The 14,181-nt window shown below is 66.5% G+C and carries 15 protein-coding genes; 4 read left to right on the plus strand and 11 right to left on the minus strand.

Features of this window, described 5'->3' with window-relative positions:
- Positions 1–68: 68 nt before the first annotated feature.
- Together ON45_RS16365 and thrH are read left to right on the plus strand one after the other, a co-directional pair.
- On the plus strand, positions 69–641 hold the full coding sequence (locus tag ON45_RS16365) for a nitroreductase family protein (protein WP_051063216.1): 573 nt from the start codon (positions 69–71) through the stop codon (positions 639–641).
- 56 nt (positions 642–697) lie between these two features.
- Positions 698–1,318 carry a bifunctional phosphoserine phosphatase/homoserine phosphotransferase ThrH gene (gene thrH, locus ON45_RS16370; RefSeq protein WP_373281593.1) on the plus strand — a complete coding sequence of 207 codons (621 nt, stop codon included), beginning with the start codon at positions 698–700 and terminating at the stop codon, positions 1,316–1,318.
- Here the strand turns inward: thrH and ON45_RS16375 are convergent.
- From ON45_RS16375 to ON45_RS16395, 4 genes are all read right to left on the minus strand, one after another.
- Positions 1,229–2,125, minus strand: a complete 897-nt coding sequence (locus tag ON45_RS16375) for a phosphatase PAP2 family protein (RefSeq protein WP_241432232.1) — start codon at positions 2,123–2,125, stop codon at positions 1,229–1,231. The genes thrH and ON45_RS16375 overlap by 90 nt on opposite strands.
- Positions 2,122–2,832 carry a ribonuclease E inhibitor RraB gene (locus tag ON45_RS21710; RefSeq protein WP_051063219.1) on the minus strand — a complete coding sequence of 237 codons (711 nt, stop codon included), beginning with the start codon at positions 2,830–2,832 and terminating at the stop codon, positions 2,122–2,124. The genes ON45_RS16375 and ON45_RS21710 overlap by 4 nt, the downstream gene beginning before the upstream one ends.
- 54 nt (positions 2,833–2,886) lie before the next feature.
- The gene (locus tag ON45_RS16390) at positions 2,887–4,470 is read right to left on the minus strand and encodes an acyl-CoA mutase large subunit family protein (protein WP_162471540.1); all 1,584 of its coding nucleotides are present in this window, start codon (positions 4,468–4,470) and stop codon (positions 2,887–2,889) included.
- Between the two features lie 69 nt (positions 4,471–4,539).
- Entirely contained in the window at positions 4,540–4,938 is a 399-nt protein-coding gene (locus ON45_RS16395; protein ID WP_040495164.1) for a RidA family protein, read from the minus strand.
- Between the two features lie 54 nt (positions 4,939–4,992).
- Here ON45_RS16395 and ON45_RS16400 point away from each other — a divergent pair, with 54 nt between their 5' ends.
- Entirely contained in the window at positions 4,993–5,925 is a 933-nt protein-coding gene (locus tag ON45_RS16400) for an EamA family transporter (protein ID WP_051063221.1), read from the plus strand.
- A gap of 46 nt (positions 5,926–5,971) precedes the next feature.
- Positions 5,972–6,760 carry a class II aldolase/adducin family protein gene (locus ON45_RS16405; protein WP_040495165.1) on the plus strand — a complete coding sequence of 263 codons (789 nt, stop codon included), beginning with the start codon at positions 5,972–5,974 and terminating at the stop codon, positions 6,758–6,760.
- A gap of 88 nt (positions 6,761–6,848) precedes the next feature.
- On the opposite strand, the gene ON45_RS16410 is transcribed toward ON45_RS16405, so the two are convergent.
- The 7 genes from ON45_RS16410 to ON45_RS16440 form a co-directional block, all read right to left on the minus strand.
- Positions 6,849–7,763: a DUF559 domain-containing protein gene (locus ON45_RS16410; protein ID WP_148288732.1), complete on the minus strand. Its 915-nt coding sequence runs from the start codon at positions 7,761–7,763 to the stop codon at positions 6,849–6,851.
- Positions 7,764–7,929: 166 nt separating this feature from the next.
- Positions 7,930–9,093: a molybdopterin-synthase adenylyltransferase MoeB gene (gene moeB / locus ON45_RS16415; RefSeq protein WP_040495167.1), complete on the minus strand. Its 1,164-nt coding sequence runs from the start codon at positions 9,091–9,093 to the stop codon at positions 7,930–7,932.
- Between the two features lie 103 nt (positions 9,094–9,196).
- A complete protein-coding gene (locus ON45_RS16420) occupies positions 9,197–9,973 on the minus strand; it encodes an SIR2 family NAD-dependent protein deacylase (RefSeq protein ID WP_040495168.1) in 777 nt (258 codons plus the stop codon).
- 93 nt (positions 9,974–10,066) lie between these two features.
- The gene (locus ON45_RS16425) at positions 10,067–11,296 is read right to left on the minus strand and encodes a cytochrome P450 (protein WP_051063222.1); all 1,230 of its coding nucleotides are present in this window, start codon (positions 11,294–11,296) and stop codon (positions 10,067–10,069) included.
- 21 nt (positions 11,297–11,317) lie between these two features.
- A complete protein-coding gene (locus tag ON45_RS16430) occupies positions 11,318–12,118 on the minus strand; it encodes an enoyl-CoA hydratase/isomerase family protein (RefSeq protein WP_040495169.1) in 801 nt (266 codons plus the stop codon).
- The gene (locus ON45_RS16435) at positions 12,118–13,248 is read right to left on the minus strand and encodes an acyl-CoA dehydrogenase family protein (RefSeq protein ID WP_040495170.1); all 1,131 of its coding nucleotides are present in this window, start codon (positions 13,246–13,248) and stop codon (positions 12,118–12,120) included. The genes ON45_RS16430 and ON45_RS16435 overlap by 1 nt, the downstream gene beginning before the upstream one ends.
- A gap of 220 nt (positions 13,249–13,468) precedes the next feature.
- The gene (locus ON45_RS16440; RefSeq protein ID WP_206537717.1) at positions 13,469–14,071 is read right to left on the minus strand and encodes a GNAT family N-acetyltransferase; all 603 of its coding nucleotides are present in this window, start codon (positions 14,069–14,071) and stop codon (positions 13,469–13,471) included.
- Positions 14,072–14,181 lie beyond the last annotated feature (110 nt).

Genomic DNA, 14,181 nt, shown 5'->3' on the forward strand with positions numbered 1-14,181 from the left:
ACCATCCGGTGTCAGACACCCGATGGCACGAGGTGGGCACTTTCGCCGGCGTCTGACAGGCTGGGGTCATGGCCGATCCAGCGACGTTCGATCAGCTCGCTGCGGTAATCCGCAACCGACGCACCTCGATGTTCGTCGACGAGGACACCGAGGTACCCGCGGCCCTCGTCGAGCAACTGTGCGGCCTCGCGATGTGGGCGCCGAACCACAAGCGGACGTGGCCGTGGAGATTCGCTCTGTTCCAGGGTGACGGTCGACGACGTCTCGGTGAGACGATGGTCGCCGACATGATCGACGCGGACTTCGGCGACGAGGGCAAGCGGGTCAAGACAGCAGGCAAGTACCTGCGGACCCCGGCCACCCTGGTCGTCGGTTGCGCTCCGCACGACAACGAGATGCTCCACATCGAGAACCGCGACGCAGTCGCTGCGGGAATCCAGAACCTGCTGCTCGCCGGCACTTCGATGGGGCTGGCGACGTTCTGGTCGACGCCGGCGCTCACCAAGCCCCCACGCGTGCTCGACCTGTCCGGGTTCGACCCGGACGATCGGATCGTCGGCATCATCTACCTCGGCTGGGCCGATCGGTCCTGCGAGACACCCGAACGTCCACCGGTGGAGCTGACGATCGTCGATTCCTGAGCCCCTGACGCCCGACCTTTTCAGGGCCGACGGCCGCTCACGTCAGAATGGGCGACGTGGCCGCCGACAACGAACCGACCCAGACGATCGTCACGCTCGACCTCGAGGGCGTCCTGATCCCCGAGGTGTGGGTCGCGGTCGCCGAGACCACCGGGATCGAGGGCCTCCTCCGGACCACCCGCGACGAGCCCGACTACGACGTGCTCATGCGATACCGGCTCGACCTCCTGCACGAACACGGTCTCGGCCTCGCCAAGATCCAGGAAGTGATCGCCACGCTCGCCCCCGTGCCGGGCGCCCGCGACTTCCTCGACACCCTGCGCGAACGGACGCAGGTGATCATCCTGTCCGACACGTTCGAACAGTTCGCCACGCCGTTCATGCGCCAGTTGGGATGGCCGACGATCATGTGCCATCAACTGATCGTCGACGACGACCGCATCGCGGGGTACCGCCTTCGTCAGCAGGATCAGAAGCGACGGGCGGTCGAGTCCTTCCAGTCGCTCAATTTCCGGATCATCGCCGCGGGCGACTCCTACAACGACACGACGATGCTCGCCGCGGCCTCGACCGGCTTCCTGTTCCGGTCACCCGACAACGTGATCGCCGAGTTCCCCCAATTCCGGAGCTTCACTGCCTTCGACGAACTGCTCGCCGCCATCACCGCCGAGCTCTGACCGCCGGGTCCACGCCCGCCACAGCCGCCTGACGCCTTCGTCGATGAGCAGCGACAGACCGACGAGTCCGATCGCCACGATGCCGTCGAGCCACCAGTGGTGACCGGTCGCCGACACGACCAGGAACGTGACGGGAAGGTGCAGTGCGAACAGCCACTTCCACCGGCTGGTCGATGACGCGATGATCCCGAACGAGATCACCGCAGCCCACGCGACGTGGATCGAGGGCATCGCGACGAACTGTCCCGACACACCGGTACCGACGGCGCCGTAGACCGACATGTTGTAGATCTCCGACAGGTCCTCGTATCCGAGGTCGGTCAGGAACCGCGGGGGTGCCACGTGCCAGAAGCGGATCAGCAGGCACCCCGCGGTCGTCAAGGCGAGGACATTTCGCCATCGGGGGTACTTGTCACGGTGACGCCAGAACATCCAGATCAGGAACGCAAAGACGGCGGGCACGTGCATCCCGATGTAGTACGCGGCGCTGAACCACCCCAACGGGTCGTGATCGACCACGAACTCCTGGAGCTGCAGCTCGGTCGGGAAACCGAGTGCATTCTGGACGTCGACGATGGTGCGGGCACGCTCGATCGCTCCCTCCGTCTGCTGGAGCGGGAGCTTTTTCGCCGTGCGCCAGAGTCCGTACAACCCGGTCAGCACCGCGAGTTCGTGGAGCACCGGCATCGCGATCTCGGTGAAACGCGACGGGCGGATTCGGCGCACGATGACGTACAGCACGATGCAGATCAGCATCGTGATCCACGCCTGTTGCCAGGTCGGCCATTTGGTGGCGGCGAGGATCATCGACGACCGAACCATCTCCGCGCCGGCTTCGGTTCCGGGAGCACGAGGTCACACCGCCAGCCGCCGTAGGTGCCCCCGTGACGCTCGGCAACGAGCCGCAGCGTCCAACTGTCGGCGGTGAGATCCGACGGGTCGGCCCGGTGGCGGAGGACCACTTCGTCGGCCCGGGGTTCACCGGCGACGAAACCGAGACGAGCGGCAGCCTCGACGAACTCCTCGAGCCGATCGTCGGCGATGTCGGTGATCGTGTGCTCGATCTCGCGTTCCCCGCCGACGTCGCCTGCCGCGTGGAGCTCGGCCATCACCGCGAGGTCGGCCATCGACTGCGTCTCCATGTCCCGCGGACGGAGTCGCTCGAACAGGGTCCAGTCGGGATCGTTCGCCGGGGCCACGGTGACCGACGCCTTCGCCGGCAGCGGGATCCGGGTGAATCGCTCCGCCTGCTCGTCATCCGGGAGATAGGTGAGGATCGACAGACGGTTCGCGGTTCGACCGGTCGCCGCGATCCGTCCGGCGAGGTCCGACGCCAGCTGCTGCACCACCGACTGCGTCGGCGCCAGGAACTCGGGCAGGGTCGACGGCGCGTCGATCGTGATCTCACACGCCATCGGCAGCTCTCTCACGGGAGCGTCGGCGAGCAGTTCGCCGTCGATCTCGATCATCTCGAGTCCGCCCTCCCCTTCACGACGGAACAGCTCCCACGCCATCGCCCCAGGCTACGGCCGTTACGCAACGGGTCTGACCCGTCACGTAACGCTCGCTCACGGGGTGTAGGTGCCGAAGACCCCACGGAGGCTGTCGCTGATCTCGCCGAGCGTGCAGTCGGCACGCAGGGCGTCCTTCATGGAGTAGAGCAGGTTGTCGCTCGACTCCGCCGCCGACTTGACCGCGCCGAGCGCCGACTCGATCGCGGCGGTGTCCCGGTTCGCCTTGTACGCCTTCGTCCGCTCGATCTGGTTCGTCTCGAGCGCCGGGTCGATCGGGAACGGTTCGATCTCGGCCTCGGCCTCGACCGTGAACTTGTTGACGCCGACGATCACCCGCTCGTCGTCGTCGATCGACTTCGTGTACTCGTACGCCGCGTTCTCGATCTCGTCCATCTGGAACCCGGATTCGATCGCGGCGACGGCACCGCCCTTCTCGTCGATCGTCTCGATGTACTCCCACGCGAGCCGCTCGACCTCGTCGGTCAAGCTCTCGACGAAGTACGACCCGGCGAGCGGATCGACAGTGTCGGTCACGCCCGACTCGTAGCCGATGATCTGCTGGGTCCGCAGCGCGATCCGCGCCGCCGTTTCGGTCGGCAGGCTGAGCGCCTCGTCGTAGCCGTTGGTGTGCAAGGACTGCGTTCCACCGAGCACGGCGGCCATCGACTGGATCGCCACGCGCACGACGTTGTTGATCGGCTGCTGAGCCGTGAGCGTCGACCCGCCCGTCTGGGTGTGGAACCTCAGCATCGACGACTTCGGGTTCTGCGCGTTGAATCGCTCGGTCATGATCGAGTGCCACATCCGCCGACTCGCTCGGAACTTGGCGGCTTCCTCGAAGAAGTTGTTGTGCCCGTTCCAGAAGAAGCTGAGCCGGGGCGCGAAATCGTCGACGTCGAGACCCGCATCGACCGCTGCCTGCACGTACGCGATCGCATTCGCAATCGTGAACGCGATCTCCTGCACCGCCGTCGACCCGGCTTCGCGGATGTGGTAGCCGGAGATCGAGATCGTGTTCCACGACGGGACGTGCTTCGAGCAGTACTCGAAGATGTCGGTGATGATCCGCATCGACGGCCGCGGCGGGAAGATGTAGGTGCCGCGGGCGATGTACTCCTTGAGCAGGTCGTTCTGGATCGTGCCGCTGATCTTGTCGGCGGACACCCCCTGCTCCTCGGCGACGAGTTCGTACATGAGGAGCAGGATCGACGCCGTCGAGTTGATGGTCATCGAGGTCGAGACCTTGTCGAGCGGCAGGTCCGCGAGGAGCAGCCGCATGTCGGCCATCGTGTCGATCGCCACCCCGACCTTGCCGACCTCTCCTTCGGCCCGTGCGGCGTCGGAGTCGTAGCCCATCTGGGTCGGAAGGTCGAACGCGCAGCTCAGGCCGGTCTGGCCCGCTTCGAGCAGGAACTTGAAGCGTTCATTGGTCTGCTCGGCCGAACCGAATCCCGAGTACTGGCGCATCGTCCAGAGACGCCCGGTGTACATCGACGGGTACACGCCGCGGGTGTACGGCGGCTTGCCCGGAAGGCCGAGTCGCTGCTCGGCGTTCCAGTCGGCGAGCGCCTCGCCGGTGTAGATCTTCTCGATCGGGATCCCCGAGTCGGTCATCGGCAATTCGGGTGCGTCGGGCATCCCCGAATCGTACGCCCGGCCCACCCCCACCCGAAAATGTCCGCCGGTGCCAGGCGCGCCAGCGGACATTCAGGCGGCGGCGACGATGGCCACTTCCATCCGCCATTGCGGCTGCGCGAGTTCGGGCACGGTGACGAGCGTGGAGGCCGCACGGTGATCCCCGAGGAAGGCATCGCGGGCGACCATCACCGGAGCGAGGGGTTCGCCGGAGACCACGTACGTCGTGACCGACACGATGTCGGATGCCGACATGTCCGCCTCCTGGAGCATCACGGCGATGTTCGCCCACACGACCTTCGCCTGCTCGCCGACGTCCACTGGTGTCGTTCCATCCGCCGCGACGGGCACGACACCCGATGTGTGCAACCACCGGGTCGCAGAGTCGGTGAGCACCGCATGGACGTACTGCGCCGCCGGCGGGGCGATGGATGTGGGGTTGACCGGGCGATTCACGACGTCATCGTTCACCGGGCCATCGTGCCACCTCCGTCGCGGCGCCGGGCTCGCCGTAGCCTCACCGGAATGCACCGGAACGGCGACGCGGGGACCGCGGGTCCGGTCACGCGCTGGCTGTCGACGACGCAGCCCGAGGCGTTGTTCGTCCTGTCGGCGATCGCCCAGTACGTCGGCGCGGTGCTCGCCGTTTTGCTGTTCGACGGGTCGATCGGTGGCACCGACGGCGTCAGCCCGCAAACCGTCGCGTGGTTCCGAGCGATCGGGGCCGCGATCGCGCTCCTCGCGCTGTCGCGCGGCTGGCGTTCGGGTTGGACCCGGGAGCAACTGATCGGCGTCGCGTTCTTCGGTGTCACGACGGTGCTGATGAACGTGTTCTTCTACCTCGCGATCGAACGCATCGACCTCGGCAAGAGCATCACGATCGAGTTCATCGGACCGATCACCGTCGCGGCGGTGACGACGCGAAGCCGCCGCAACGCGATCGCCCTCCTGTTCGCCGTCGCCGGTGTCGTGATCCTGGGTGGGGTCGAGATCGACGACAACCTCGTCGGACTCGTGTTCATCCTGATCGCGTCGGCGCTGTGGGCGGGCTACATCGTGATCGGATCCCGGGTCGCCCAGGTCGACCGTGGCGTGGCCGGTCTCGGTCTCGGTTTGGCAATCGGCGCGCTCGTGACGACTCCGATCGGTGCGCCGGGCAGCCTCGAGGTGTGGACGAGCCCCTCACTGCTCGTGCTGTGCCTCGCGGTCGGGGTGTTCTCGAACGCGATCGGCTACGGCATCGATCAGTTCACGATGCGCCGGATCCCGATTCGCCGATTCTCCGTCCTGCTCGCGCTGCTCCCGGTGACCGGGATGGTGATCGGCTGGATCGGTCTCGGCCAGCAACCGTCGGCGATCGACCTCGTCGGGATCTCGCTCGTCCTGATCGGTGTCGCCGTGCAGGAGCGCGACGAGATCGAACGGGTCGAAGCCGTCGTCCGCACCGACCCGGCCTGACCGAGCCGACCCGTTCCCGCGGTTGACAGGTTCGTAGACTGAATCCATGGCCAACACATTCGACGAGCAACTCGCAGAACTCGAACAGGACGCGTCCAGCCCGGCGGAGGACTTTGCCGCAGAGCGGCTCCATCGCAAGCAGCGTCTGGCGTGCGGGCTGCGCACGATGGGCCGATTGCACCTCGCCGAGGGCGTCCCCGGTCACGTGACCGTGCGCGACCCCGAGCACCTCGACCGCTTCTGGGTCAACCCCTTCGGCAAGAACTTCAAGCTGATGACGGTGAGCGACCTGATCTGCGTCGATCACGACGGCAACGTCGTCGAAGGTGACGGCCCCCTGAACGCTGCGGCGTTCGCGATCCACGGCCAGATCCACCAGGCCCGGCCCGACATCATCGCCGCCGCGCACTCGCACTCGATGTACGGCAAGACGTTCTCGACGCTCGGCAAGCCGCTGAAGATGATCACCCAGGACGCGACGATGTTCTACAACGACGTCGCGCTGTGCAGTGACGGCAGCGGTGCGGTGGTGCTCGACCTCGAGGTCGGGCGCAAGATGGCCGAGACCCTCGGCGACCGCAAGGCGCTCATCCACCAGAACCACGGCCTGATCACGACCGGCGGTTCGGTCGACGCTGCCGTGTGGTGGTTCATCGCTCTCGAACGGGCCTGCCAGAGCCAACTCGTCGCCGAAGCCGCCGGCACCCCGATCGAGATCCCCGAGGCGTACTGCGAAGACGGCTACAAGGCCCAGGGCAGCGACATCGCCGGCTGGTTCCAGTTCCAACCGTTCTGGGACGAGTTGGTCGCCCGCGAACCCGAATTCCTCGACTGACCGCCGCTCGCCGCAGCGCGCCGTCGACACGCCCCGAAACCCGGGCTGTCACAGATTCTCGACCCCGATCCTGCGCAGGTGCTGCGACTCACGCGGGTCGAGAAGATGTCGGCAGCGCCAGAAGGCGGCGAATCCGGCGGGCCGTGTCGGCGGGCGTCGCGGTGATCGCCCGGTAGGTGAACCGCGCGACGACCCATCCGGCGGTGACGAGGTCCCCATCTCGCCGACGATCCCGCTCGAACTGCGTGCGATCGAGCCCGTGTGTCGTCCACCCGTCGCATTCGATGACGATGTTGGTTCCGATCAACCGGAAGTCGACCTCCCATCCCTCGATGATCGGATGGAACTCGAACGCCGGCAGCCCGAACTGCGTGACCAACCGTGCAAAGGCAGCTTCGAGGACGCTGCCCGCCGGCTTCCCGTCGATCGCCCACTCCTCGACGGCACGACGCAGTGCGCCAACCCCGCCGCGACCCTTGCGGCCATGGTCGGCAAGGAGAGTCGCCAACGCTCCGAGATCGACGAGTCGGCTCGCGAGCGCTTGGCCGACGGCGTCGCGGACGAGGTCCGGTGCGACCGCTCCGAGGTCGACGAGCGCCCGCAGGATGCTCGTGCATCGGACACCCTCGCGCCGCGTCGGGTTCAGCCGAAGAGCGTCAGTCGGGCGATGCACCCGGACGCCCTCGAGGTCGAGCTTGCGACTGCGCCCCGGGAGCACGAGATCGACGAGTCCACGCTGCGGATCCGGGACCTCGAGACCATGCAGGTGGATCGCTGATCGATGCGAAGCGAGAGCGTTCCCGCCGCACGCCCAGACGGCGGCCGCGATTCGCTGTGTATACGTCCTCGGCGTGCCCGGGAATCGAGCGACCCCAGGATGGATCAGCTCGACCTGGCCACGCTCCAGCATGCGATACCACGTCCACTCAGGAACACCGCACTCTGCCTTGACGACGAGACCGTGCCGCTCGAGCGCGTGGCTGTCGAGGTCGAGAAGCTTCATGCCCACACACGGGGTCGTGGTCACATGAAACGGGTAACCATGATCGAAGCGGCTTCCCAAGCATTTCCTCGGCCCCAACCGCTCGCTGCACCTGCAACAAATCGGGGTCGAGAAGATGTCGAGCCGCCGGGCGCTGGCGGGCGTGGCCGCGGGGACTTGCGACGGGTCAGTGGTCGAGGCCGGGGGCGCAGAGGCCGTCGAGTTCCTCGATGCGGATGCGGTCGGCGTTCGCGTGGACGACCTCGTTGTCGGGGTTCGGCTTCAGGTTGAACACCCGGAACTCCATGTCGTTCGTGTCGACGGTGAGGATGCGACCGATCAGCGGATCGCCGAGGCCGAGGATCACCTTGATCGTCTCGAGTGCCTGGATCGATCCGACGATGCCGGGCAGCACGCCGAGCACACCGGCCTCGGCGCATGACGGGGCGAGTTCGGCGGGAGGCGGCTCGGGCACCATGTCGCGGTAGGTCGGTCCTTCGAGTGGATGGAACACGCTGACCATGCCCTCGAACCGGAAGATCGATCCGTGCACGACCGGGATCCCGAGTTTCACACTCGCGTCGTTGAGCAGATAGCGGCTGGGGAAGTTGTCGGCACCGTCGACGATTACGTCGTAGCCCGAGATGATGTCGATGATGTTCGACGCGTCGAGGCGGGTGTCGTAGGTGACGACGTTGACGTCAGGGTTCAGCCCGACCAGGGTCTTCTTCGCCGAGTCGACCTTGCGGTCACCGATGCGATCGACGTTGTGGAGGATCTGGCGCTGGAGGTTCGACGAATCGACGTCGTCCATGTCGACGATCCCGATCGTGCCGACACCGGCCGCCGCGAGGTACAGCGCGGCCGGCGATCCGAGACCACCGGCACCGAGCATCAGCACCTTCGCATCGAGCAGTTTGAGCTGGCCCTCGGTGCCGACTTCGGGAAGCAGCAGGTGCCGCTTGTACCGGTTGTTCTGCTCGGCCGTCAGCGCCGCCGGTGTCTTCCAGTCACGCCCCTCGTCCTTCCAGCGGCCGAAGCCGCCGTCCATCGACAGCGCACCGGTGTAGCCGAGTTCCTCCATCGTCTGCACGGCGAAGGCGGAGCGAACGCCGCCGGCGCAGTACACGACGACGGGTGCTTCCTTGTCCAGGACGCGTCCTTCGACCTGTGCCTCGAGGTGTCCACGAGGAATGTGGACCGCGCCGGGGATGGCCCCCTCCTCGTATTCGTCCGGCTCACGGACGTCGAGGATCAGCGCCCCTTCGGCGATCTTGTCGGATGCGGTCTCGGTGTCGATTTCGGTGATCGACGCCTTGGCGGCGGAGAGCAGGTCACGAAACGTTGCCATGAGAAAAGCCTAACGGTGAAAAGTTGATCGAATGGGTCGGGTATGTACAACCTCTCCGACCCCACGGCCATTCCCGCGAGCGTTACGTGATGGGTCTGACCCGTCACGTAACGCTGGGGACGAGAGCGGGGAGGATCTCCCCGATGGGGCCGAGAAGCAGCACGTCGGCGTAGCGGTCCATCGCGGTTTCGTCGCCGTTGACGATGATCACGTTCGCGCCGGCAGCCTTTGCACGTGGCACACAGTTCGCGGCCGGGAAGACCGACAGGGTCGAACCGACCGCGAGCAAGAGGTCGCACTCGTCGCTCACGTCCAGCGCTCGTTCGATCACGTCGGGGACCAGCGCCTGACCGAAGCTGATCGTGTCGCTCTTGACGATGCCCCCGCACTCGACGCAGCTCGGGTCCGGCTCGCCGCCACGTACTCGATCGAGCGATTCCGCCATCGGTCGCCGATCGTCGCAGTCCCAGCACCGGGTGAACCAGACGGTCCCGTGCACCTCGACCACCTTGTCCGGATCGCTTCCCGCCTTCTGGTGGAGACCGTCGATGTTCTGCGTGACGATCGCGTGGACTCTCCCCTGCCGTTCGAGTTCGACGATCGCCGCATGTCCGGTGTTCGGCTCGGCGGTCCATGCCGGTGTCGACAGCCGGTTCTGCCACGCGGCCACCCGCACCTCGGGTTCGGCGAGATAGTTCTGCAGCGTCGAGGCCTTCTCGGCGGCGGGATTCTTCGTCCACACCCCGTTCGGACCACGGAAGTCGGGGATGCCCGAATCGGTCGAGATGCCGGCTCCCGTGAAGACGACGATCCGGTGGGCGTCGGCCACGATGCTTCGGGCGCGATCCAGGTCGGCGGCCACGTCGGTGTGCTCGTTCATCGCTCCACCTTGCCCGATCGCCCGTCACTCCGCCACTCAAAACGACAGCGCGTCGGCTGCCTCATCGGGTGCCTGACGCGGGATGAGGCGATGTCAGCGTTGGTCGAAGCCGAGGGTGAACGACACGACGGCGCGGGCGAAGATGTTGCTCTCCACGTCGGGTTCGGTCACCACTCGCAGGTCGGTCACGCGTCGACTCAGTTGGCCGAACACGGCGGAGAGCGTCGCTCGGGCGACGTGGGTGCCGATGCACAGGTGCGTCCCGAACCCGAACGCGACATGCGGGTTGGGTGACCGGGTGATGTCGAATCGGAACGGATCGTCGAACACGTCTTCGTCGCGGTTCGCCGATGGGTAGAGCAACACGATCCGGTCGCCCCGCTCGACCGGCTGGTCTCCGATCCGATCGTCGGCGGCAGCACGGCGAAACATGTTGTTCAGTGGGGTCACCCAGCGGAGGACCTCCTCGACCGCCCCGGGAACGAGCGCCGGATCGTCCGCCATCGCCTCCCATTGATCCGGATGATCGACGAACGTCCGCAGTCCGTGAGCGATCGCGGTGCGTGTGGTCTCGGCTCCGCCGGAGATGAACAGTCCGACCTCGTGCATGATCGCCTCGGGCGAAAGCGGCTCGCCGTCGATCCGCCCGTGGATCCATGCCGAGATCAGGTCGTCGCCGGGGTTCGCGAGCTTGTCCTGTGCGACCTCGCCCAGCGCGCCGGCGAACTCCGTGTTCGCGTCGATGAAGTCCCGGAAGACCTTGCTGTCCCGCTCACGCATGTCGGTCCGCATCAGTCGTTCCGACCACGACTTGAGGTCCTTCCAACGCGACTCCGGGTAGCCGAGCAGACGGGCGGTCAACCGCGCCGGAACCTGGCCGGCGATTGCATCGACGACTTCCATCTCGTCGGCACCGTCGGCGAGTGCGTCGTCGATCACTGCCGCAACCAACTCGTCGACCTCGGCTCGTCGTTCCTCGACCGACTTCTTCGTCAGATTCCCCTGCACCAGCATCCGCTGTTGGCGGTGACGCGGATCATCTTGGGCGATCATGTTGATCTCGGCGGGCGACCACACCGCCCGATAGCCCTGGCCCGACACGAAGACGGTGGACCGTCGCTCGACGTCCATCAAATCGGCATGTCGGGTGACGCCCCACAGACCGTTGCGCTCGTCGCGATACACCGGCTCGGTCGCCCGCATCCAGCTCCACACCTCGTGCGGGTTGCCTTGGTAGAGGTCGGGGTCGAGCAGGTCAGCGACGAGTCGGCCGTCCTCCCAGCGGGTGTTGTCGAGATCGTTCGGGTTCTCCGTCAGCGACATGCTCGCATCGTGGCAGACCGATCATCGTCCATGGAAGGTCGGAGCGCGTTTCTCCACGAACGCGGCGACCGCTTCGGCGTGGTCGTCGGAGACGAAGCACGTCATCTCGAGCGCGGTCGAGAGGTCGAAGCTCGTCAACAACGCCTGCTTGACCTGTTGGTTGACGGCGATCTTGGTGCCCTGCACGGCAAGCGGTGGTTGCGCCGCGATCCGATCGGCCCAGTCGCGTGCCCTTCCCGCCAGTTCGTCGACTCCACAGACCTCCGCTGCGACCCCGAGCCGCTGCGCTTCATCAGCGGTCAGCGGCTGGCCGAGCATCAGGTGTCGTTTGGCCGCGAGTGGGCCGACGAGCAATGGCCAGATCGCGGCGCCGCCGTCCCCAGCGACCAACCCGACCTGGACGTGCGGATCGATAATCGCGGCCGATTCGGCCATCACGATCACGTCGCACAGCAGTGCGATCGACGCTCCGAGGCCGACGGCCGGTCCGTTCAGCGCGCACACGATCGGGATCTCGACGTCGAGCTGATCCCAGATGATCTGCTTCGCCTCGCGTCGGAGCGCGTGCATCTGCTCCGGGTCACGCAACTCCGGGAACCACGCCATGTCGCCGCCCGCCGAGAAGGCTCGGCCCGACCCGGTCAGGACGATCACACGCGCGTCACCCTCCTGCTTCAACAAGCGAAACAACTCGGCGAACTCGCGATGCAACCGCGCGTCGACCGCGTTCATCGCCGACTCCGGATGGCCGATCGTGACGGTCAGCACGTCGCCATCGCGTTCGAAGCGCATCGTCTCGAAGTCGTCGGCGAAGTCGGCCATCAGAACATGCTCACATCGTCGTCGAGTCCGAACATCAGCTTGCCGATCTTCTCGTTGAGTTTCGGTGCGGTCTGGATGTGTTGGGTGACCACGTGGGCGTCGCGCATGCAGCGGCCGAGCAGGCTCGTGTCGTACACCGCGGTCCCACCGGCCAGGGTGAACGCTGCATCCGCTGCCGTGACCCCGCTCTCCGCTGCATGGACCGCCGCGAGTCGGATTGCGATGCGCTGATCGAGCGTCACCGCATCGCCGGACTCGACCGTCGCCCACGCCGATTCGACCTCGTCGAGCAGGAACGCCCGGGCGGACCGCAGCGCCGCCTCCGCTCGGGCGAACTCGACCTGGGTGAAACCGTTGTGTGCGAGCGTGCGGGACGAGAACTGCGGCTGCTTGCCCTGGGCGATGTCGTTGAGTTCGTCGAGCGCACGCCGACCGATCCCGAGTCCGACGGACGCGACGCCGGCGGCGAGCAGTGTGAAGTTCGGGAATCTCGCCAGCGCGTTGTCGACGGTCGGCGACGTGATGCCCGGCTGCATCGTGCGCGCCATCGGGGCGAACGCGTCGTCGACGGCGTAGTCGAGCGAACCGGACCCGCGCATGCCACCCGTGTGCCAGGTGTCGATGAAGTCGACGTCGGACTGCGGGAACCAGCACAGCCGGAACGCATCGTCATCGCACAATGCGCCGCCGAGGACCCATGCGCAGTGTTGGGTTCCGCTCCCCCATGCCCACCGGCCCGACACCGACACGCCGTCGACGCCGCTCCGCTCGACCACGGCTCCGCGACCGTTCGGAGCGAACACGCCGCCGGTCACCGACGCCGGATCGCCGTAGATCTCGGTCGCCGCCTCCACCGGAAGGAACGACGACAACGACGAGGTCGTCGAGGCGATCATCGAACACCAGCCCGCCGCACCATCGGCGTGCGCGACGTGCGCGATCGCGTGGAGCATCGAGACGGGATCGACCTCGGGGCCGCCGTAGACATCGGGCACGCACATCCGCATCAGGTCGGCCTCGACCAACGCCGCCACGGTGGACGGTGGCAGCCGTCGCGCCTGCTCGGCGTCGTCCGCGTGGGACTCGATGAGTTCGGCCAGCCCGAGCGCAGAGTCGACAACGGCGTGCATCCGGGCGACTGTAGACGCACCCGCCACTGCGCTCACGCTGACGACCGCGCCCGAAGTGTCCCAGGTTCGGAATCGGCCCCGGACTGATGCGGGTACGTGTCCCGCTTCCTTCGTCGTACCTTTCCCGGCGATGAACGAGAGCTCGACTCGGAGCCCGCGAACCGGCCGCACGACAAGCGGACCCCCTCACCGCCCGTCGAGTTCAGGGACTGTCCAATGTTCAGGCTGGCTCGACCGTCTTGCGCATGACGGTTCGCTTCGTGCCGAGTGATCGCACCTCGCCGAAACCGGCCGCTTCGAACATCTCGCGGGTGCCGCTGAACAGGAACGACGACGAGATCTTCTTGCCCAGCACCCGCGTCACCGGATATCCCCCGACGACGCCGCCGCCCTCGGCCGCGATCAGATCCAGGGCGCCTTGGAGCGCGTGCTTGGCGACGCCATCGCGACGATGGTCGCGATCGACGAAGAAGCATGTGAGCCGATACGGCGGTGCGTCGTCGAACGCTGCGGCGTACTCCTTGCGGTGGTAGATCTCGGGCAGTTCGTCGGGGCCGCCGAACTGGCACCACCCAACGGCGACGTCACCGTCCATCACGAGTGCGGCGTGTGCGTTGCCTCGTTCGACGAGGTCTCGCTTCCCACTCTGACCATCCGGGAAGTCGTTGCGTCCCTCTCGGGGATGGAACGCCGTGCACCAGCATCCACCGAAGATCCCGTTGTGCTTGGCCGTGAGTGCGGCGAACGCGTCCCAGGTCGTCATGTCGAGCGGAGCGATCCGGTACTCGGGTTGCGGCGCCGTCACCTCATGACTCCTGCTCACGAGTGCAGATTGCAGCCATGCTCCGAACGCTACGACAGAACGGACGACTCTCGTTCGCCATCGCTCGTGAACGCCCCTTCGCCCCTTCACTTCGGCCGAGGTTGATATGG

This window comes from Ilumatobacter nonamiensis YM16-303 (assembly GCF_000350145.1).
GTDB lineage: Bacteria > Actinomycetota > Acidimicrobiia > Acidimicrobiales > Ilumatobacteraceae > Ilumatobacter_A > Ilumatobacter_A nonamiensis.